The following is a 21,071-nucleotide window of genomic DNA, read 5'->3' on the forward strand; positions in this document are numbered from 1 at the left end:
CAGCGGCAGACGCGACCGCTGCCCCGGGCGGGCCCGGCGGCGGCCAGGCCGCGGCGGAGCCGCTCAGCGGGCTGCCGGAGGCGTGGCAGCCCGAGCTCGCCCGCGCGGCTCGCGACCTCGCCAAGTGGCGGCGCATCCTGCCTTGGCTCGAGCAAGCGGAAGAGCCCGGCACGCTGCGCCGCGAGCTGACGCAGGACGAGGCTTGGCAGCTGCTGACCGACGGCAGCCTGCGCCTGATGGAGGCGGGCTATTCGGTCTTCCTGCCCGCCTGGTGGGAGCGCATCCGCCGCTGGCGGCCGCGGCTGAAGGCGAAGATCAAATCGTCCGTCGGCTCCGGACCGCAATCGATGTTCGGGCTGGAGCAGCTGATGCAGTTCGATTGGAAAATCGCGCTCGGAGATATCGAGCTGACAGAAGAGGAATTCCGCGCTCTGCTGGAGGAAAACCGCAAGCTGGTGCAAATCCGCGGCCAATGGGTTCAGCTCGACCCCGCCCACCTGCTGCAGCTGCAGCAGGTCATGAAGCAAGTGCAGAAGAAGCAGGGCCTCTCGCTGCGCGACGTGCTGGAGCTGCATCTGCTCGGCTCCTCCGAAGGCGAGGAAGAGTTCGGCTTCCAGCGCTCGCTGCAGATGGAAGTCGAGCTGAACGAACAGCTGCAGGAGATGGTAGACCTGCTCAATCATGCCAAGCGCCCGCCGCTGGTGGAGCCGCCCGCATCCTTCAGAGGCACCCTGCGGCCTTATCAGGTCGAGGGCATCTCCTGGCTGCTGTTCCTGCGCCGCTGCGGCCTGGGGGGCTGTTTGGCCGACGATATGGGCCTCGGCAAAACGATTCAGATGATTACCTATCTGCTTCATCTGCGGGAGCTGCAGCGCGCCGGCGGGGCTTCCGAAGCCGGAGCCGAAACGGCGCCGTCGCTGCTCATCTGCCCGACCTCCGTTCTCGGCAACTGGCAAAAGGAGCTCCAGCGGTTCGCCCCCGAGCTCAACGTCCATCTTCATTACGGACCGGGCCGGGCCAAAGGCGAAGCGTTCAAGTCGCGCTGCGAAGGCTATGATCTGGTGCTGACCACCTATACGCTTTCCCATCTGGACGAAACGGAGCTGACTCAGCTCGAATGGAGCTCCATTTGCCTGGACGAAGCGCAAAATATTAAAAACGCTTATACCAAGCAGGCGACCTCGATACGCAGCTTGAAGAGCCGGCACCGGATCGCGATGACCGGCACGCCGATCGAGAATCGGCTGACCGAGCTGTGGTCGATCTTCGATTTTCTGAACCCGGGTTACCTCGGAACGCTGCGCGAGTTTACGCATCGTTACGTCGGGGCCATCGAGCGCTCGAACGATCCGGAACTCGTCTCCAAAGTGCAGCGGCTTATTCGCCCGTTTCTGCTGCGGCGAGTCAAGAAAGACCCGGCCATTCAGCTCGACCTTCCGGATAAATACGAATACAAAACCTTTGTTTCGCTCACGGCCGAACAGGGAACGCTGTACGAAAATTACATCAAAGAGATGTTCGACAGGCTGGACAGCCTGAGCCCGATGGAACGGCGGGGATTAATTCTGGCCGCGCTGACGAAGCTTAAGCAAATATGCAACCACCCGTCCTTGATGCTCAAGGAGCCGGCGGGAGCTCCGTGGCAGCAGCGTTCCAACAAAGTCGAGCGGCTGCTGGAGATGGTGCAGGAGCTGCGGCAGGAAGGCGATAAATGCCTGATCTTCACCCAATTCGTGGAGACCGGCCACATGCTGCAGCGCATTCTGGAACAGGAGCTCGCCTCCCGCGCGCTATTCCTTCACGGAGGCACTCCGAAGGCGGCGCGGGATCGCATGATCGCCGAGTTCCAGGACGATGCGCAGCCTGCGGAGCAGCAGCCGGCTATATTCCTGCTGTCGCTCAAAGCCGGCGGGACGGGGCTGAATTTGACGGCGGCCAATCACGTCTTTCACTTCGACCGGTGGTGGAATCCGGCCGTTGAGAACCAGGCCACGGACCGCGCGTTCCGGATCGGACAGACGCGCCACGTGCAGGTTCACAAGTTCGTGACTCTTGGAACGCTGGAAGAGCGAATCGATGAAATGATCGAGAAGAAGCAGGGCTTAAGCCAACAAATCGTCGGCAACGGCGAGCAGTGGATCACCGAACTGTCTACCGACGATTTGAAAGAGCTGTTTGCCCTGCGCAACGACTGGGTCGAGATGTAGCGGCATACTCCGGCAGCAGGCTAGGCCTGCAGATCGAGAAACAAATAATGGGTGTCTCCGATCGGGCACGAGTACGTCTGCATCGGCCTGGAGGTGTCCAGATCGGTATATTCCTGCGACAGCATGCCTTGCCTCTGATGGCTCATACGCAGCATGTTCGGGATGAAATAAGGACGCCATATCCAATTGGAGCCCCGATAGCGGGCATCCTTCTCCCATTCCCCGATCGCATCGCGGACATAGTTGGAGGAAACCTGACATCCGTCATCGCGGCAAATATAAATTCGTACGACATTCAGTTCGATGCCCGGCAGCAAGCTCTCGATCATCGCATCCGCCTCTTCCGCCGAGGCGATCTGCGCATCCGGCCTGACCAACCCGCTCAGGCCGTTCTGCACAGAGAACAGCTCCCGGTAACGGGCAATTTCCTGTTCCGTATATCTCCGAAGCTCCTCCTTCAACAAGCTTTCGTACGCGTCCTCTTGCTGCAGGCAAGGGCCCGCTTCGGAGAACAGGAAACCTTGCACGTACCTCGCCCCCGCCCTCAGCGAATGGTACAAATCCCGCTTCGTCTCCACGCCCTCGATCAATAATGAAGAACCCATCTGGGACGATAAAATGGAAAACGAATTGAGCAGCGCCTTGTAGCCGTCATGCATAGCGCTTTTTTTGAGCAGCTTCAAATCGATTTTCAAAATATTCGGCTGAATGGAAGCGATTCTGTCATAGTTGCTGTACCCGCTTCCGATGTCGTCTATAGCAACCAGACAGCCATGACGGCGGTAGACGTCGACGACGGACGACAGCTCGTCCAATCGGCCGTGAAATTCCTCTTCGGTTACCTCGATGACGACCCGGGACGGGTCCAGACCGTGCTTCTCGATAAACTGCAGCGTCGGAAGTTCGCCCGTCGCCTTATACATCCTGTAGATCCAGGAAGGCTTCAAGTTCAGAAACAACATGGCACCTGAACCGGCCCGGGCCATCCGGGCAATCGCCTTTTCCCGCAAAATGCGGTCGACATGAAGATGCTGTTCATCCGTAATGACATCGTTTTGGAAAAACGGGCCTAGGCTCCGCACGCCCCCTTCATCTACCATCCTCCCCAATGCTTCGTAAGCCGTAATTTTTTGGGTTTGCAGCGATAGGATCGGTTGAAAATAAGGAACCAACTGTTCATCCTGCGGCATCCGATACCCGCTTAACATGATGTTTGCCCTCCTACAAGCCCACACGTCAGTTTCGTGATACATTTTCTAACATATTCCTTATTGTAAGTGACAATCGTCCGACTGGCAATTCATTATGTATCAAGCCGCAGCAGGCGAGCTGCCCACAACGCATTGGAAACGAAAGGATTTTGTCGAAGCTTTGTCGAATACGTTACATCGTCATCATCCGGCAACGGCCTTGCGCCGCCCAACCGGCGGCAAGACGCAAGACATGCTTTTTCAAATCATTTAGGCGGTGTTGTATGAACGTTACCCGATCCAACGTGTCCTTGCTTTATGTCATCCTCATTATCTTCCTGCTCGCCTGCATCAGCATTTCCAGCTTTGTCGCATCCACGAATATGGAAGCCGAGCTGGACAGCTTCGTGAAGGAAACGATCCCTCTTTCCTCCGTCGCGGAAAATATATTGGGCGACATGATCAATCAGGAGACCGGGGTTCGAGGCTTTGAGGTCACACATGAAGAGAAATATTTGGAGCCCTACAACCAAGGTAAAGCGCAGCTCGTCCAGGACCTGGAAGCGATAGCCCGATACGAAAGTCATTACCCCTCCCTAAAAAGCTTGATGGAGGGAGATATCGTCCCGCAAATTCATAAGCTCCAGGATTATTACGAATCCCAGATCGCCTTAGTCCGCGGGGGCAAGACCGATGAGGTGCTGAGCCGGGTGAATAGCGGCAGACAGCTGATGGACCGCTTCCGCCAGCTTCATGTGAAGCTGCGCACCGAGATCGACTCGATCGGCACCGATGTCTACAGCCATGCGCAGAAAACGGGCCACTATACGCGGATCATCATCGCCGGCGGCGGAGCTATCGCGATCATTATCGGCATTTGCTGTGCGTTTGTCTTCAAGCGGGCCGATCGGGCGGAAACCGCTTTGCGCAGAAGCGAAGAAACGTATCGCTACATGGCGGAAAGCCTGGAAGCGCAAAATGAAGAGATCATTGCCCAGCAGGAAGAGCAGGAGCAGACGCTGGAGAAGCTGTCCCAACGGGAGCAGGAGCTGGAGACGATCAGCACGTACCAAGAGAAGCTGACCGGGGCGCTGAATATGGGCCAATTTCTCGACTCGTCGATACCGGACCTGCTCCAGCTGCTGCAGATGGACGCTGCCCTGCTGGTCGTGAAATCGCCCGATCGCCAGACGCATGATTCGGGCCGCAGCCAGCCTGCCTACGACATTTTATATGCGGTAGGATATCCGAAGCAGCTTCCCTCCCGCATTGAGCAGCAGTTGTTCGGCCCCGCGCTTCGCGTATTCCGCGAACGGACGCAGATCGATCTGCGCAGGGAGCTGTCCGCCGAGGAAGTCGGCGTCCACCAATCGATGACTTATGCGCTCGACCAGTACCATCCTTTGTTCGACGATCATCAGGAAGTGATCGGCTTTTTGCTGCTGACCGGGTACTTGTCCTCCCACAGCGAGCAGACCCTGCGCGCCGGCAAAGGATTGGTCCGCCAATTCGGACTCGCCTTCCTCGCCCAGCTGATGAACGAGGAGCGCAGCCGCCAGGCGGCAAGATTGGAGCAGTTGAATGAGCAGCTGCTCCAAGAGAAGCTGCTTATTGAGGAGCAGCGCGATTTGATCGAAAACATACTGGAATCGACGCACGAGGGCATGATGATGTGCGACGCCTACGGCACGCTGATGTTCGCCAATCATCGCATGGAAAGCTATTTCGCCCTGAACCGCCGCATCGGAGAAAACTGGGTGCAATTAAGCAAAGACATCGAATCGCACACCCCTTCCTTCTCTCCTGTGCGAACAGCTATTGAAGGACTTCTCGAAGGCTCTCTGGACAAGCTGACCGAACGGTTCGTCTTGACCGGCGGGGAGGAGCACCGCTATATCGAGCTGTACGCCACCCTGGTGGGCGATAAGAAAAACCGGCAGGAGCAAGGCTACCTCTTCGTATTCCGAGACCGTACGGAAGAAGAGAAGGTTGACGAGATGAAGAACGAATTCATCAGCATCGTCTCCCATGAGCTGCGCACCCCGCTGGCCAGCGTACTCGGCTTTATCGAGATTTTGCTGCACCGCAAGCTGACTGCCGACAAGCAGCAGCGGTATTTGGAGACGATCTACAAAGAAGCCCACCGCCTGTCCACGCTGATCAACGACTTTCTCGATCTGCAGCGGATGGAATCCGGGAAGCAGGTTTATCACTTTACCCCGGTCGATTTGGCCGGAGTAGTCCGGGATGTGGCGGACCAATGGAAGGAAAAGCACAGCCACGCGATCCTCGTCGACGCTCCCGATGCGGAAGTTTGGGTTCGCGCCGACAGCGACCGCCTCAAGCAGATCGTCCACAATCTGCTCAGCAACGCGATCAAATATTCTCCGCAGGCCGATCGCGTAGATATCGCCGTCCGGCAGGAGAATGAGCGCATCAAGCTGCTCGTGACCGACTACGGCCTCGGTATTCCCGAAGAGTCCCGAGGCAAGCTGTTCTCCAAGTTTTACCGGGTCGACAATTCGGACCGGCGGCAGATCGGCGGCACCGGTCTGGGGCTGGCCATCGTCAAGGAAATTGTCGACGCGCATCAAGGGGCTATTTCCTTCGACTCGGTCATGGGCGAAGGCACGACCTTCTCCGTCGAGCTGGACAGCTACACGGTGCCTCATGCGGACGGCAGCATCATCGTACTGGAAGACGACGAGAACTTGGCCAAGCTTATCCAAGTCGCTCTCGGCAAGCTGGACATCCCGACCGTACATTTGCGTTCGGCAGAGGAAGGCATCGTAGCGCTGCGGCATATACGGACGCATCCTCCCCGGTTGTGCATCGTCGATATCCTGCTGGAGGGGACGAAGAGCGGCTGGGATTTCATGGCCGCGCTGTACGACCATCCGGTGACGTTCCGGACCCCGGTCATCGTCTCCACCGCGCTTGAGCCTCCTCTGAACTACCATGAGAAGGACATCGAGAAATTTTTGCGGAAGCCGTTCTCCATGGAGAAGCTGCTTCAGGTTGCCGAGCAGCTGCTGTATCATACGGACAGCTATCCGTCCTACGTGTTTCCGAAGCAGGACGAAGCCTTGATCACCTCTTCCTTGAAAAGGAAAGGCATGGAGGTCAATGAAATCACCCGCGGCCAGGATACGATCCGAATCGAACTCAAACGCAAGGCTCAGTCCGATCCGCAATAGAACGGCCTGCTATCGTTAACCGCCGGAGCATGTTCCGGCGGTTTTTTGCATAAAAGGCGTACCATACATTGTAAGCGCCTTCCCCTTTTGCGGGAGCGGCTGCATATGATATGGTACTTGTATAGCTGCAAGAAAGGGGTGCTTCCTATGCCGCATTTCAGCCAAGAGGAAAAAGAAGCCGTCTACAAAGCCATCTACACCCGCAGAGATATACGTACATTCCGGCCCGATCCCGTCGCTCCGGATACGATCCTGAAGCTGCTGGACGCCGCTCATCACGCCCCGTCCGTAGGCTTCATGCAGCCCTGGAATTTTATCCTTGTGCAATCGGCGGACGTGAAGAAACGGCTGGCTTGGGCGGCCGACAAAGAAAGACGGGCGCTCGCCATTCACTATGAGGGAGAGCGCGAGACCCGGTTCATGTCCTTGAAGATCGAGGGAATCGAACAAGCGCCGCTGACCGTTTGCGTCACCTGCGACCCGACCCGGGGCGGCTCACATGTGCTCGGGCGCAATTCCATTCCGGAGACGGATATGATGTCAACGGCCTGCGCCATTCAAAACATGTGGCTGGCCGCCTGCGCAGAGGGACTTGCCATGGGCTGGGTCAGCTTTTATAAGAAAAACGATGTCCGCGACATTCTGGGCATACCGCCGCACATCGATCCGATTGCGCTGCTCTCCGTCGGCTACACCGACCATTATCCGGACATACCGATTCTGGAATCGTCGAATTGGGAAAAGAGACGGCAGCTGGAGCCCCTGATCTACGCCGAACAATGGGGGCGGCAGGCTTGACCGGGCAGCCCCGCCGTCCTGCCGCTGCTCCGGCTGCAGCGGAACGGTGCTGAGCGGGCCGCCCTCGGCCGACGATTCAGCTGACGCTCGGGCGGCTACAAACGGTGAAAGCAAGCAAGCGGCCGGTTCATCCCACAGACCATGCTGTGCGCCGTGACGAAACGGAACAAATCCCCAAAAAGTGACGTGATGCTCTGAAGCCTATTCCGTCCGCATCCAGCCTAAGCTGGATCGGCGTCTACCCCTTCCTCTGGGATCGTTCTATGGGTAGACATTCCTTTCGGGGGTGCCCCCGGATTTCCACAGGATATGGCTGCGCATCATTTCCTAAACAAGCAGCAAAGACGCCTCCGCCGTTGATCGGGCGGTTTGGGGGCGTCTTCTTTGCGTGCCGGTCTCCGATGCGGGATGGGGCTGCATACAGCCGCGCCTTACCGGCGCGCCTATGCCGAGGACTTCCGCTTGCCGTATCCCGCATCCGCTCTGCGGCGATTATCTTCTCCGCGCCTCCCGAAGCCGGAATTGGTTCACAAGCTGCTGCAAAAAACCGCTGATCGCTTCAACATGCTGTGACGTATGACGGGCATTGACGGTATCCAACAGAAGCTCCTGCACCTTGCCTTCCACCTCGGTCGATATTTTGCGGTTTTCCATACTGACCGCAGCGATCTTCTCCATCAAACCGACAACTTCATCGACCACCTGCGTTTTTTGCGAGTCAACGGCGGCCGCATTCAAAATCCCCGATGCCGCGGCGGCCAGCTGCGTGCCTTCCTGGACGACCTGAGTTCCCTCCTCCATCGAAGAGAACGCCTCTTGGGCATTTTGGTAAATCTGCTGCACCGTGCCGTGAATTTCCTCCGTCGATTTGCGGGTTATATCGGCCAGCTTGCGAATTTCACCGGCTACAACGGCGAAGCCTTTGCCATGCTCTCCTACCCGTGCCGCTTCAATCGATGCGTTCAAGGACAGCAGATTCGTCTGATTCGAAATTTCTTCGATCACCTGCAAAACGTTCTTGATCTGCTGCGTCGTCTCCATAAACGTCAAAATCGTCCGGTTCGTTTCGGCAACCTTGACGGAAATTTGCTGCATTTTCCCGCCGATGCGCTCAACCTCCGATTGAGCGACGGCAATTTGCTCGGACGCTCGGTCTTCCATCATACGCAGCTTCGTCTGCATGTCTTCGACCGCGTCCTTGGCGACGTCGATATCCTTCAGCTGACTGCGGATGCTGCGGATCATATCGTGAATCTTGCCGCTCATCCGCTCCGTGGAGCCGGCGGTGCTGTCCGTAGAAACGCTCAGCTGCCGCTGGTTGTCCAGCACGTCCGAAGCCGCCTGCTTCACCTGCAGCATGATCCCTTCCAGCGAATCGATCATATTATTGATCCATTTGGCCAGCTCGCGCGTCTCGTCCTTGTCGAACCGCGTCACATCGAGCCGCTGGGTGAGGTCGCCTTTGCCTTCGGCATTGATGCGGATAAAACGGTTGATCGCATGCAGGCTGCCGACGATTTTCTGCGTACCCCGCTTATGAACCGTCCGGGCGACGATCAGGCCGCACAGCAGTTGAAGCGCTCCGAACCCGCAGGCCAGCGCAGCCGGGGAGAGAAGCGGCTTGCCCGCCGCCAAATAAATCAATACGCCCGACAATACGGCGAATATTGCGATCAGCGGCAGCTGCAGCTTGGTCAGCTTCCAGCCGATGCCGCGGACGCGGTACACCTCCTCGAGATCGCCCTCGCACATCATGCCCCATACGTCCGGACAATGCGGGAGCTGGAACGTTACGCCCTTCCCGATCACGGGAATGTGGCGGTAGTCGGAGTAACCGGGGAACGCGACGAATAGATTGCTGCCATTCGCAATCGTATCGGCGACGCCGGGATGCAGCATGCCTGTCGCAGGATCGGTGAATACGAGCTCCAGCTCCGTATGCTCCTTCACGGCAACGACGCCCCAATCGGTGGCGACGCCGTCCTTCAAATTTTCCCCGTGCGTAAACGTACGGTCTTCGAACCGGCTGCGCGACAGCGCCGTTCCCGGAGCAATATGGGCGTTCAGCCCCGCCCGCGCCATGAAAATATAATTATCCCCGGAATCGGGGTACACATGCCCGGATTCGCGCTGAATCAAATCGCCGATCACGTCGTTCGGCACTCTGCCGCAGAGCGCACCCTTCCACTGCCCTTCGGAGATGAGCGGCACGATGTAGAGCAGCGTCATTTTATCGTGAAAAGCCGAGGTCGTCGGCCCTATTTCCAGCGTTAGCGGATCGGCGTAGGGGCCGAACAAACATTTTCTCCCGACCTTTGCATATTCCAGACCTTTCGACAGCAGCCCGCTCCCCTTGTAACTTGTTCCTATATGACGCGGATAGGAGGAAAATATGACGTTGGATTGTTCATCCAGCAAGAACAGCTCCGAGAAATCCGCAGCCCGGTTCCGAACGGCCGCAAACAGCTTGCCTGCCATCTCGATTCCGCTCTCTTGCAAGCCGCCGGCGCTCCATATTCCTTCGGCCGCCATCTGGGTAAACAGCCGGTCGAGATGGGACCAATACTCATTTGCCCAGCCTCTGAGCAGCTCCATCCGGGTGTTGGCAATCCCCTCGAATATATCTTCGACATCCTCTTTTATGCCGCGATTTAGCCGGTAAGACCACCAGAGAGGAAGCCCCTTTCTGAACCCTAACCAATCAAACATATATCTCTCCCCCGTCCCGTTGCACATGTTACAGATATGTAAAATACTATAACACAAACTCCGTTTTGATGTGAGATAAATTTCCTATTTATCGCATTAAATTTATCATATAATCTTAAATTGCAGAAAAAAAGACCCATCCCGCTGAGGATAGGTCGGCAAATAACGCATCAATCTTATTGAAAACCGAACGTTCGTATAAATGTCAGGAAACCTTCGCGTCCTTTTTCCGTACGTTTATAAACCCCCGCATCCCGCAATACATCGGAGAATTTCTCCCCTATCGCGGTTTGCAGCAAGGATTGGGCCGCTTCAGGTGCAAGCCGGTTGCCGTGCGCGGCAATCAGCTCGTCAATCCAGCTCAGGTGCTTGTGCAGCGGATGCTCCGGATTCGAAGTTATTGCCCCGTCCAAGGGGAGGGAACCTGTCAGCACTTGGGCTAAAAGCTCCATCTCGTCTTTCAGACGGCCCGGCAGAACAGCCAGCCCCATAACTTCGATCAAGCCGATGTTTTCTTTCTTAATATGATGCAGGTTCCGATGCGGGTGGAAAATGCCGTCGGGATGCTCGTCGCTCGTCCTGTTATTGCGGAGCACAAGATCCAGCTCGTACTCGCCCGACGCATTGCTGCGCGCAATCGGCGTAATCGTATTATGCGGCGCTTTGGCCCCGTCCTGCTCCGTATAAGCATAAATATCATGCTCGGGATCGCTGTACGCCTGCCAAGCGGTCAGAATCGTCTCCGCCAGCTTGAGCAGCTGCAGCTTATTATGTCCCGACATACGGATGACCGACATCGGCCACTTGACAATCCCGAGCTTCACATTCGGGAAGCCGGGATGGGTCAGGCTGCCCTCAACGGGCGCTTTTTCCATCGGGAAGCAGTGGCGTCCCCCCTGGAAATGATCGTGATTCAGAATCGATCCGCCGACAATCGGAAGATCGGCGTTCGAGCCGATAAAATAATGCGGAAACTGATCGATGAAATCAAGCAGACGGTAGAACGTTTGCCGGGATGTCTTCATCGGGCGGTGTTCGCGGTCGAAAATAATGCTGTGCTCGTTGTAATACACATAAGGAGAATACTGAAAATACCACGGCTCGCCGTCCAGTTCCAACGGAATGACCCGCAGATTCTGCCTGGCCGGATGGTTCAGTCTCCCCGCATAGCCCATGTTCTCGATACACAGCAAGCATTTCGGATAATGGCTTTGCGGCGCTGATTTAAGCAGCGCAATTTCCTTAGGGTCTTTCTCCGGCTTCGACAAATTGACGGTAATCTCCAAATCGCCGTATTCGGTCGAGGCGAGCCAATACTGGTTTTTGGCGATCCGGTCCATCCGAATATAGTTGGAATCGATGCACATCCGGTAAAACTCGCCCGTCGCCCGCTCCACGCTGTCCCGCTTCGCCGTGCTCCAAAAGCGGGAGGCCACCTCGGACGGCCGCGGCATCAGACAGCCCATCATTTTGGCGTCCAGCAAATCCCGGAGCGTCGTGTTGTCGTCCTCCAGAATGCCGGCCGCCGCCGCATAATCCAGCAGCAGCTCCAGCAGCTCTGCCGGACTGTCCGCGTCCGTCTCCTTAACCTCGCCGCCCGCGTAGGGCTCGCCAAGCTGCAGCAGTTCCAGCAAAGCGTTGCGCGCAGCGAAGCAATCGAGCGGCTCCAGCAGCTTGCGCCGAACGCCGAATGCCAGCAGCTGCTCCACAGCCAGCCGTGCGGCTTCTTTAGCTGCATCCGACGCCGGATGGCTCCCGGTAGCTTCCTTCATAGCTATGTCCTCCTTTTCCCCATAAGCCGGTTTACTTCGCATATCCGTTCGGATGATTTTTGTGCCAAGTCCATGCCGAATTAATAATATGTTCCAGACTGTCCCGCTGCGGCTTCCAGCCAAGCTCCGCCTGAGTCCGGGCTGAGGATGCGATCAGCACGGCCGGGTCGCCGGCGCGGCGCTCTTGAACGACCGCTGGAATCGGGTGCCCGGTCACCTGACGGGCGATCTCGACCACTTCTTTCACGGAGAAGCCCTTGCCGTTGCCCAGATTGTAGATACTGCTGTCGCCGCCCTTACGCAGCTTCTCGACCGCGAGAATATGGGCGTCGGCCAGATCGGTAACATGAATGTAATCGCGGATGCAGGTGCCGTCCGGCGTCGCGTAATCTTCGCCGAAAATCGAGATGTGCTCTCTTTGGCCCAATGCAACCTGCAAAATAATCGGAATCAAGTGCGTCTCCGGCGAATGATCTTCCCCGATCCGCCCGCTTTCATGGGCGCCCGCGGCATTGAAATAGCGCAGCGACACATATTTGATGCCATGGGCGGTGTCGAACCAGCGCATCATTTTTTCCATCGCCAGCTTCGTTTCGCCGTATGCGTTCGTCGGCAGCGTGCGGTCGCTCTCCACAATCGGCACTTGTTCCGGTTCGCCGTAGGTTGCGGCCGTGGAAGAGAAAACGATTTTCTTCACGCCGTACTCGTTCATCTTCTCCAGCAAACATAACGTACCGTACACATTGTTATGATAATATTTCCCCGGATTTTGCATACTCTCGCCGACCAGCGAGTTGGCCGCAAAATGGATCACAGCTTCAATCTCGTTTTCCTTGAACACGGTATCCATGAAATCGGCATCGCGCAAATCGCCGACGTACAGCTTGCCGCCGAGCACCGCCTCACGATGCCCTTGCTGCAGATTATCGACGACGACCACCTCTTCGTTTCTTGCCAACAGCTCGGCCACGGTATGCGAACCGATATAACCCGCCCCGCCAGTAACCAAAATTGCCATATGAACCTCTCCTCTCCTGATCCAGCGATAATAGCTTTACGTAATTTATAGCTCCTCTACGCCATTGCCGATATCGCAGACGTAGAAATCGGCGGTCAGCCCCGTTTTTTCCTTATATACTCTTCCGACCTGATCAATGAACGTCGTCACGCTGTCTTCGTGAACCAGCGATACGGTACATCCGCCGAAGCCCGCTCCGGTCATGCGCGAGCCGAGCACGCCCGGTACCTTCAGCGCTTCCTCGACCATAACGTCCAGCTCCAGGCAGGTCACTTCGTACAAATCTCGCAACGAATCGTGCGAACCGATCATCAGTTTGCCGAACGACTCCAGATTTCCCTGCTCCAGCACTTTCATCGATTGCAGCACGCGGTCGATTTCCTCCACGACATGGCGGGCACGCTTGCGCACCGTCTCGTCCTTGATCAAATGCTGATACTCGTTGAATTGCTCCAGCGTCAGCTGGCCGAGCAGCGTAAGCTCGGGGAATTGCGCCCGCAGATCGCGCACCGCTTGCTCGCACTGCGCTCTTCTCTCGTTATAGGCGGAGTCGACAAGCCCCCGCTTCTTGTTCGTATTGCCGATCACCAGCTTGTAAGCGCCGCTGCGGAACGGAACATGCTTATATTCGAGCGTGTCGCACATCAGCAGAATCGCATGATCCTTCTTGCCCATCGCCACCGCGAATTGGTCCATAATGCCGCATTGGACGCCCATAAATTCGTTTTCGGCCTTCTGCGAAAGCAGGGCGATCTGCACCTTGTCCGCAGGCTGCCCTTCCATGGTAAGCAAGCCGAACGCCGTGACGACCTCGATGGAGGCCGAAGAGGACAGACCCGAGCCGTTCGGGATCGCGCCGCTGTACAAAATATCGTATCCTCCGACATTTACGCCGCCAAGCTGCAGCTGGCTAATGATGCCTTTCGGATAATTGATCCAGTCGTCCGCCGGATCGAAGGCAATATTGTTAATGGAAATATGTTTGTGAAGCGGAAAGTTGGTCGAGGCGAAGCCAACCTGATCGTCGGCGCGCCGCCGGATCAGCATCGTCGTTCCGAACGTCAGCGCCGCCGGAAACACATAGCCTCCGTTATAGTCCGTATGCTCGCCGATCAGGTTGACGCGTCCCGGCGCGTGAAAAGTATGAATTTCTCCGACTCCTTCACTGCCGTACAGCTTCACGAATTGCTCTTTCAACGCTTGTAGCTCTGCCATAGGTACACCACCTGTTATAAATTGGTCGCTGTTAAACTCGCAGCTGTTATTCTTGCTTTCAGTATACTGCCCGGACTTCAATCCCACTATGGAACGATGTCAGCATCGCATGGAAAAATGTTAGATCGGCAGGTAATGAATACCCCTCTATCATGATATACTGAATCTATCCGGACAACAACCGAGCTCTGAACGCCGCTTACGGCCTCTTCTGAACAAACCGGAACCAATCGATACCAATCGAGCCTTAGTATAAGCAACCGGCAAGCCTTTAGCCCATCGACTAATGGGAGGAGATGTCATCCATGTCCAATTCAAAAAAAAGCGACAGCTACTACGTCGTATCGAACCCTCAGCCCGCAGCGGACGACGAGCTGACCGTCCTGTTCACAGGCAGCAGCCAGACAAAGCCCGGGCATAAGCCCGGGCCCAAGGTCGTCGATTATTATTTGCTGCATCACGTTCAATCCGGCCGAGGCACTTATACATGCCAAGGTACGACATATGCGCTCGGGCCCGGGGACAGCTTCCTGATCGAGCCCGGGAAGCTGATCAGCTACCAGGCGGACGAAGAGGAGCCGTGGTTCTACCGCTGGATCGCCTTCGAAGGGCCCATGGCGGCCGCGATGCTGCAGCAGATCGGGCTTTCCTCCCAGCAGCCGGTCGTCCATACCGGCCGCAAGCGGTCCGTCGGCGTACTGTACCATCACGTCCAGACCGTGTTCCAATCGCGCATGATTCATGCGAACTTGAAGGCGAACGGCTACCTTCACCTGCTGCTCGCCGAATACGCCGAAGCGCTCCAGCCCGGACAGCGCAGCTCGCCGCAGCTCACGAGCAGCGGCGAGCATATCGTGCAGCAGGCAATTCATTATTTGTCCGCGCAGTATGCGGAACCGATCACGATCGAGCTGATGGCCGAAGCTCTCGGCTATAACCGGGCTTATCTCTCCACACTCTTCAAACGGCATACGGGGCTTACGCCCGTTACGTTCCTGCTGCGGCTGCGTACGGACAAAGCCCGGCTGCTGCTGCGCGAGCGGCCAGAGCTGACGGTAGAGCAGATCGCCTCCTCGGTCGGCTTCCATGACCCGCTTTATTTCTCGAAGCAGTTCAAACGAATTTACGGCCTCTCTCCGACCGATTACCGCCATGCGATGCAGCGGCTGGAGAGCTAAAAGCCTTAACCCAAGACGCGGGCCGGCTGCAGCGGCAGCGCAAAGCAGATGCAGGCTCCTTGCCCGAGCCGGCTTTCGGCCCAAATGCGCCCGCCGTGGAACTCCACGATCTCCTTGGCGATGGCAAGCCCCAGACCGCTGCCTCCTTCGGCGGAGTTGCGGGATTTATCCTTTTTATAGAAACGGTCGAATATATAGGGCAAATCTTCCGGATCGATCCCGCTGCCGTTATCCTGAACGCGCATGACCAGCGACGGCGTATCGACGGTAATCTGCAATTGAATGAAGCCGCCGACGGGGGTATGCTTAATCGCGTTGTAAATCACATTCGTCAGCACCTGATCGATTCGGTCGATATCGATAAATACGGTGCCCGCCGCGCCGCGCCCGTCCTGAGCTAAGGCCGCCGCCTGCACGCTGAAGCGCAGTCCGGCGTTGTTAACCTCCAGATCGTACCGGTCGCTGTAGTAGCCGATGACATCCTCTACCGTCATTTCCTGCATGGAGAAATCGATTTGCCGCGCCTCCAGCTTGGACAGTTGGAACAGATCGGAGATCAGCCGGCTCAGGCCGGTAATTCTGCCAAGAATGAGCCGCAAATATTTCTCCTGCTGATCGGGATCGACAACCACACGATCGATCAATGCCTCGACATAGCCTTGAATCAGCGTCATCGGCGTACCCAGATCATGAGAAATATTGCTCAGCAAATGGCGTCTGGAATTCTCCAGACGGCCGAGATCCTCGTTCATCTTCTCCAGCCGCCGGTTCGAACGTTCGAGCTCCGCCGTCCGTTCCTTGATCCGGTTTTCCAGCCCCATATTCAGCTCCCGCAGTTGTCTGGACAATGTCTCCACAGAAGCAAACGCTTTGAACGACTTCAGGCTAATAATAAAGGACGTCATAAAAATGAAGAAGAACAGCCCAAGCGTAGCGAAATCTCCGACATGAATCCATTGGTTATAATATAAAATATCCAGCATAATCGTAATGGAATATACGCCGCCTCCGAGCACCGCGAACATGGAGCCTTCCCGCCTCTGCAGCAGCGCCCTGATCATGCCCGCCATCACATAGGCGCATACGATGCCGGTAATCGCCTGGTACAACGGAGCCGTATAGGTAAACAACCACGAAGGAAGCGCCAGCACAGCCAGCGAAAACAACGCTCCGGCGCACTGCACGCCGCGAATGAACCAGAGGGGAAATTCCCGGGGATATAATGTGCGGCAGAACATCACGGCCAGCGGTACGCCGATGTAATAGCACCAGTACTCGATTCGCAAGCCGGTTAACCAATGAATGGAGGGAAACAGCTCGAAGACGGCGCCTTCCCCGACGAACATCGCGCGAATTCCGATCACTACGCAAAACATGGAAAAATACAGCGCCCCGATCTCCTTGAAGCGAATCAGAAATAATCCGAGGTGGTACATCCCCATCAGCAGCAGGCTGCCGACCAGCATCAGATCGAGCCCCATATGCAGACTATGGTCAGATGCCACCCCTGCAGCCTCTCCCATCTTCATATCTTTCCATATGCCGCCGAGCCGGTGATCGAAATTGGATACCTGAATGACAATATCCTGTATCGTGCCGCTCGTGTTGAAATAAACGACCTGCGGCATATAGCCCGGTTTGGACGAGGCCGCATCCGTGCCTACGGTCCCGCTCTCCGCCACCGGCTCGCCGTTTATCCAGAGCCGGTAGGCCGTGCGGATCGTCGGCAGTTCCATAGCGAGCACGCTGCCCGTAGGCTGCGTCATCACCCGCAGATGGAAGGTGGCGTAGCCTCTCCCGGTTCGCTCCCGCCCGTCTGCGGCTTGACCGTTCCAAGAGCCGGGAAGACGGATCCAGTCTGCCGATTGGCCGGCCGCCGCTTGACCCGCAGCTTCATCCGGAGCCAACAATCGGTTCCAGTAAAAATCCCATTCTCCGTTCAGCGACACGTTGCCGTCTTTTTTAAAATCCCACTCCCTTAAATCCATCACTCCGTGCTCCGCGGCGGGGGCCGTACGCCTGGATTGGTCGTTAACGCTGCTGCAACCGCCCAACAAAAGGATAGCTAAAACAGTTGGAATCCATATATAATAGAGATAGATTTTGGAAATGGATACCACATTCTTTCTTATCTTTTTTCTCTCATCGTAACGCAATTTTTGCCATTTGGAAACTAGATTGATAGAACTTCGATTGGAGATGGGGAGAAGCAATGTCAGCGGAAAAAATTTTAATTGTCGACGACGAGCCGGAGATTATCGAGCTTATTCGACTGTACCTGGCCAAGGAAGGCTATGAAATCATAAGTACCGACAACGGGCCGAGCGCTCTGGACTATATGGAACGTTACAAACCCGACATGGTCATCCTGGACATTTTGCTTCCGGGCATGGACGGTATTGAAATTTGCAGACAAATCCGCCGCAACTATCATATTCCGATTCTGTTCATCAGCTGTAAAAGCGAAGACATGGACATCATTCTCGGCCTTAGCATCGGCGGGGACGATTACGTAACCAAGCCGTTCAGCCCCAGCCAGCTTGTAGCCCGTGTGAAGGCCCATTTGCGCCGCAAGCAGCTGCTCGACCAGCAGAAGGAGGAATCGCAGCAGCTCTCGTTCCCGGGTCTTGAGATCGATCTGATCAGCCGCAACGTGTGGGTGAACGGTTCCATCGCTCCGCTTTCCTCCAAAGAATTCGATCTGCTCGCGCTGATGGCCAAAAAGCCGAACAAAGTCGTGCCGATCGAGCAGCTGTATCAGATGGCATGGGGCGTGGACAGCAACGGAGACACCCGCACCTTGCTCGTACACATAAGCAATTTGCGCAAAAAAATCGAGCCGAACCCGACCGAACCCGTATTCGTGCAAACGGTGCGCGGAGTCGGCTATAAATTCAACAGCTGTATCTAACTATAAGACTGGGCCTATATAACTGGCTGCATTACGGTTGGCGTGAACGCCGGAAGCGGCCGGCCATAACAAATCCCCCAAAAGTGACGTGATGCTCTGAAGCTTATTCCGTCCGCATCCAGCCTAAGCTGGATCGGCGTCTAACCCTTCCTCTGGGATCGTTCCATGGGTAGACATTCCTTTCGGGGGAGCCCCCCGGATATCCACAGGAAATGGCTGCGCATCATTTCCTAAACAATAAAAAATAAGAGCGATGTCCGTTAAGACACCGCTCTTTGGGTTTGCCGCGTTCGCTTATGCCGTTAACGTTTCCACGGCAGTCTTTCTGACGATAATCCGGGAAACCCGCAATTCATCCGTTTCTTCGACGATAAATTCATACTGATCGTTGAACGCGATCTTCTGGCCCCTCTTCGGCGGAATCTCGATGTGGGAATACACCCAGCCGCCGATCGTATCGTAATCCTCCGAATCGATATCCAGACCGAACCGGTCGTTGACTTCGTCAATCAGCATCCGGCCGTCGATAGAAAACGTTCTTTCGTCTCTTTGCTCCAAAGCCGGACGTTCATCCGTATCGAATTCGTCCTGAATCTCGCCGACGATTTCTTCGATAATATCCTCCAGCGTCACCATCCCCGAAGTGCCGCCGTATTCGTCGATCAGCAGCGCGATCTGCGCTCTTTTCTTCTGCATCAGCTTCAGCAGATTGCTGATCGGCATCGATTCGGGCACCTTGGTAATGGGACGGATGATTTTACGAATGTCCGTGCTATTGGCGTTGGCCTTCAACAAATCTTTTATATGGACAAACCCGATAATGTTATCTTTATCCGGATCGCACACCGGGTAGCGTGTTCGCATCTCATCCAGCGCAATTTTCATATTTTCCTCGAACGACAACTGGACGTACAAGCAGCCCATATCGGTCCGGGGAATCATGATCTCGCGGGCGTTCGTTTCGGTAAATTCAAATATATTGTCTACCAGCGTAAGCTCGGTATTATCGATAAGTCCGTTTTTGTGACTCTCCTTCATCAGGACGCGAATTTCTTCCTCCGTATGAGCCGAGTCATGCTCGGACCCGACTTCGATGCCGGCTTTTTTCAGCATCCAGTTGGAGATCGTATTCAGCAGCCAGTTGAAAGGGAACATCACTTTGTAAAAGACGATCATAGGTACGGCAGCCATCATCGTAATCTGTTCCGGCTTGCGGATCGCATACGTTTTCGGGAACTGCTCGCCCAAAGTGATATGAAACGTCGTAATAACGGAAAATGAGATAATGAACGAAATCGTATGAATCAACGTAGCGTTCAATCCCATATCCTTGAGCACCGGCTCAATGATTCTTGATACGGTGGGCTCGCCCACCCAACCTAAAGCTAGTGACGCTAATGTGATACCCAATTGACACGCGGACAGGTACGCATTCAAGTTGCCCGTAATTTTTTGCGCAAACTTGGCACCTGTGTTGCCGTCCTTGACCAATGTTTCAATCCTGCTGTTACGAACCTTAACCATCGCAAATTCTACTGCGACAAAAAAGCCATTCAATAAGATTAAAACAACAATCAATACAAGATTCCACAATAAAGGTAACGGGTCACTACTCAATAATTCCCTATCCCCTCGGTGAGGCGGATAGGTACACCTCCCTTAAAAATTCCGATTTTTATAATCATACTTTAGTAACACTTATATTTATTATATCGCAATTTATGACGGCATCCAAGGAACGAGTTGCCGATAAAGGACGTTATATTTAAAGATAAGAAGGATAAAGTATAGGTATACAAACTATTTTTCATTATTTTTGAGCTGTTTTGCATCGTTTTCGTCTCTAGAACACCTTCAATACCGATAATTCGGATGAATGAGACCAGGAATACGCGGTGTAGTATTGACAGACATTGTACATGACCGGGCTCCGCCGCGCAAGAGATGGGAATGAATAAATAAAGGTTACTGATTATGGAAATACGAACCGCGGCAAACCTCCGGCAGGGCGGAGGAGCAGTCTCTCCAAGTTGGGACCGTTCCTTCCTGCCCTACGCAGCCGATCGCCGGATTATTTATGCTCATGATCGATGCTGCGGAAGAGCTCGTTCAGTTCGCCTTCCGTTAAGTCGCGCCAGCGGCCCGACGCCAAGCCTCCGAGCCGAATATTCATGATGCGCACCCGCTTCAGTTTTCTCACCTCATAGCCGAAAGCGCTGCACATTCTGCGGATTTGCCGGTTTAAGCCCTGCGTAAGAATAATGCGGAACACACGCTCCTCCTGTTTAAATACTTGACAGGGCTTGGTCACGGTACCCAGAATGCGAACGCCGCCCGCCATGCCTTGCAAAAACATCGGCGTGACCGGCTTGTCCACCGTAACGATATACTCCTTCTCATGATGGTTCTCGGCGCGAAGAATTTTATTGACAATGTCTCCGTCGTTAGTAAGTAAAATCAGCCCTTCGGAATCTTTATCCAACCGGCCGATCGGAAAAATCCGCTCCTGATGGCCTACGAAGTCGACGATGTTTCCGCGGATGTGGCGCTCGGTCGTGCTTGTAATGCCGACAGGCTTGTTAAGCGCGATATAAACTCCCCGCTTCTTATCGCTGATCGGTCTGCCGTCGACGCGCACGTCGTCGCCCTCCTCTACCTGGCTGCCGAGCTCGGCGGGCTTACCGTTGATCGTCACGCGTCCGGCTCCGACCAATTTGTCCACTTCGCGCCGGGAGCAGAAGCCGGTTTCACTAATGTATTTATTGATTCTCATCCTTCAGGTCACTCGCTTCATCAAAAGGTTGCCACCATTATATCATGTCCGGGAGGAATGGAACAAAAAGGTACCCGAAGGCTCATCGGCTATTTTCACGAAA

13 protein-coding genes are annotated in these 21,071 nt (G+C 55.4%); 5 read left to right on the forward strand and 8 right to left on the reverse strand.

Translation table 11 applies throughout. From position 1 onward, the window contains the following. Positions 1-2,207: DEAD/DEAH box helicase (locus N0M98_RS05110; protein WP_259617117.1), on the forward strand; the 2,207-nt coding region annotated here is incomplete at its 5' end. A 20-nt stretch (positions 2,208-2,227) separates the two neighbouring features. Here N0M98_RS05110 and N0M98_RS05115 read toward each other — a convergent pair. Continuing rightward, on the reverse strand, positions 2,228-3,415 hold the full coding sequence (locus N0M98_RS05115) for an EAL domain-containing protein (protein WP_249860550.1): 1,188 nt from the start codon (positions 3,413-3,415) through the stop codon (positions 2,228-2,230). Positions 3,416-3,681: 266 nt separating this feature from the next. Between N0M98_RS05115 and N0M98_RS05120 the strand changes: the two genes are divergently transcribed. Beyond that, complete coding sequence (locus N0M98_RS05120; protein WP_259617118.1) at positions 3,682-6,594, forward strand: ATP-binding protein; 2,913 nt, start codon at positions 3,682-3,684, stop codon at positions 6,592-6,594. A 105-nt stretch (positions 6,595-6,699) separates the two neighbouring features. After that, positions 6,700-7,392 carry a 5,6-dimethylbenzimidazole synthase gene (gene bluB / locus N0M98_RS05125; protein WP_249860547.1) on the forward strand — a complete coding sequence of 231 codons (693 nt, stop codon included), beginning with the start codon at positions 6,700-6,702 and terminating at the stop codon, positions 7,390-7,392. A 492-nt stretch (positions 7,393-7,884) separates the two neighbouring features. Here bluB and N0M98_RS05130 read toward each other — a convergent pair whose 3' ends face one another. The 4 genes from N0M98_RS05130 to N0M98_RS05145 all read right to left on the reverse strand — a co-directional run bounded on the left by N0M98_RS05130 (position 7,885) and on the right by N0M98_RS05145 (position 14,106). Further along, positions 7,885-10,101, reverse strand: coding sequence for a methyl-accepting chemotaxis protein (locus tag N0M98_RS05130; protein ID WP_259617119.1), 2,217 nt, complete (start codon positions 10,099-10,101; stop codon positions 7,885-7,887). Positions 10,102-10,277: 176 nt separating this feature from the next. Continuing rightward, entirely contained in the window at positions 10,278-11,873 is a 1,596-nt protein-coding gene (locus N0M98_RS05135; RefSeq protein WP_259617120.1) for a UDP-glucose--hexose-1-phosphate uridylyltransferase, read from the reverse strand. A gap of 31 nt (positions 11,874-11,904) precedes the next feature. After that, on the reverse strand, positions 11,905-12,891 hold the full coding sequence (gene galE, locus N0M98_RS05140) for a UDP-glucose 4-epimerase GalE (protein WP_259617121.1): 987 nt from the start codon (positions 12,889-12,891) through the stop codon (positions 11,905-11,907). A gap of 45 nt (positions 12,892-12,936) precedes the next feature. After that, positions 12,937-14,106, reverse strand: a complete 1,170-nt coding sequence (locus N0M98_RS05145) for a galactokinase (protein ID WP_259617122.1) — start codon at positions 14,104-14,106, stop codon at positions 12,937-12,939. Between the two features lie 305 nt (positions 14,107-14,411). Here N0M98_RS05145 and N0M98_RS05150 point away from each other — a divergent pair, with 305 nt between their 5' ends. After that, the gene (locus N0M98_RS05150; protein WP_375295442.1) at positions 14,412-15,284 is read left to right on the forward strand and encodes an AraC family transcriptional regulator; all 873 of its coding nucleotides are present in this window, start codon (positions 14,412-14,414) and stop codon (positions 15,282-15,284) included. A gap of 5 nt (positions 15,285-15,289) precedes the next feature. On the opposite strand, the gene N0M98_RS05155 is transcribed toward N0M98_RS05150, so the two are convergent. After that, the gene (locus N0M98_RS05155) at positions 15,290-17,272 is read right to left on the reverse strand and encodes a sensor histidine kinase (protein WP_259617124.1); all 1,983 of its coding nucleotides are present in this window, start codon (positions 17,270-17,272) and stop codon (positions 15,290-15,292) included. Between the two features lie 224 nt (positions 17,273-17,496). Here N0M98_RS05155 and N0M98_RS05160 point away from each other — a divergent pair, with 224 nt between their 5' ends. Beyond that, the gene (locus tag N0M98_RS05160) at positions 17,497-18,195 is read left to right on the forward strand and encodes a response regulator (protein WP_249860540.1); all 699 of its coding nucleotides are present in this window, start codon (positions 17,497-17,499) and stop codon (positions 18,193-18,195) included. Between the two features lie 294 nt (positions 18,196-18,489). Here N0M98_RS05160 and N0M98_RS05165 read toward each other — a convergent pair whose 3' ends face one another. Both N0M98_RS05165 and rluF read right to left on the reverse strand, forming a co-directional pair. Continuing rightward, positions 18,490-19,812 carry a hemolysin family protein gene (locus tag N0M98_RS05165; RefSeq protein WP_249860539.1) on the reverse strand — a complete coding sequence of 441 codons (1,323 nt, stop codon included), beginning with the start codon at positions 19,810-19,812 and terminating at the stop codon, positions 18,490-18,492. Between the two features lie 454 nt (positions 19,813-20,266). Next, positions 20,267-20,968, reverse strand: coding sequence for a 23S rRNA pseudouridine(2604) synthase RluF (gene rluF / locus N0M98_RS05170; RefSeq protein WP_259617125.1), 702 nt, complete (start codon positions 20,966-20,968; stop codon positions 20,267-20,269). Positions 20,969-21,071 lie beyond the last annotated feature (103 nt).

It is taken from the genome of Paenibacillus doosanensis, from assembly GCF_025060755.1.
Lineage (GTDB): Bacteria > Bacillota > Bacilli > Paenibacillales > NBRC-103111 > Paenibacillus_S > Paenibacillus_S doosanensis.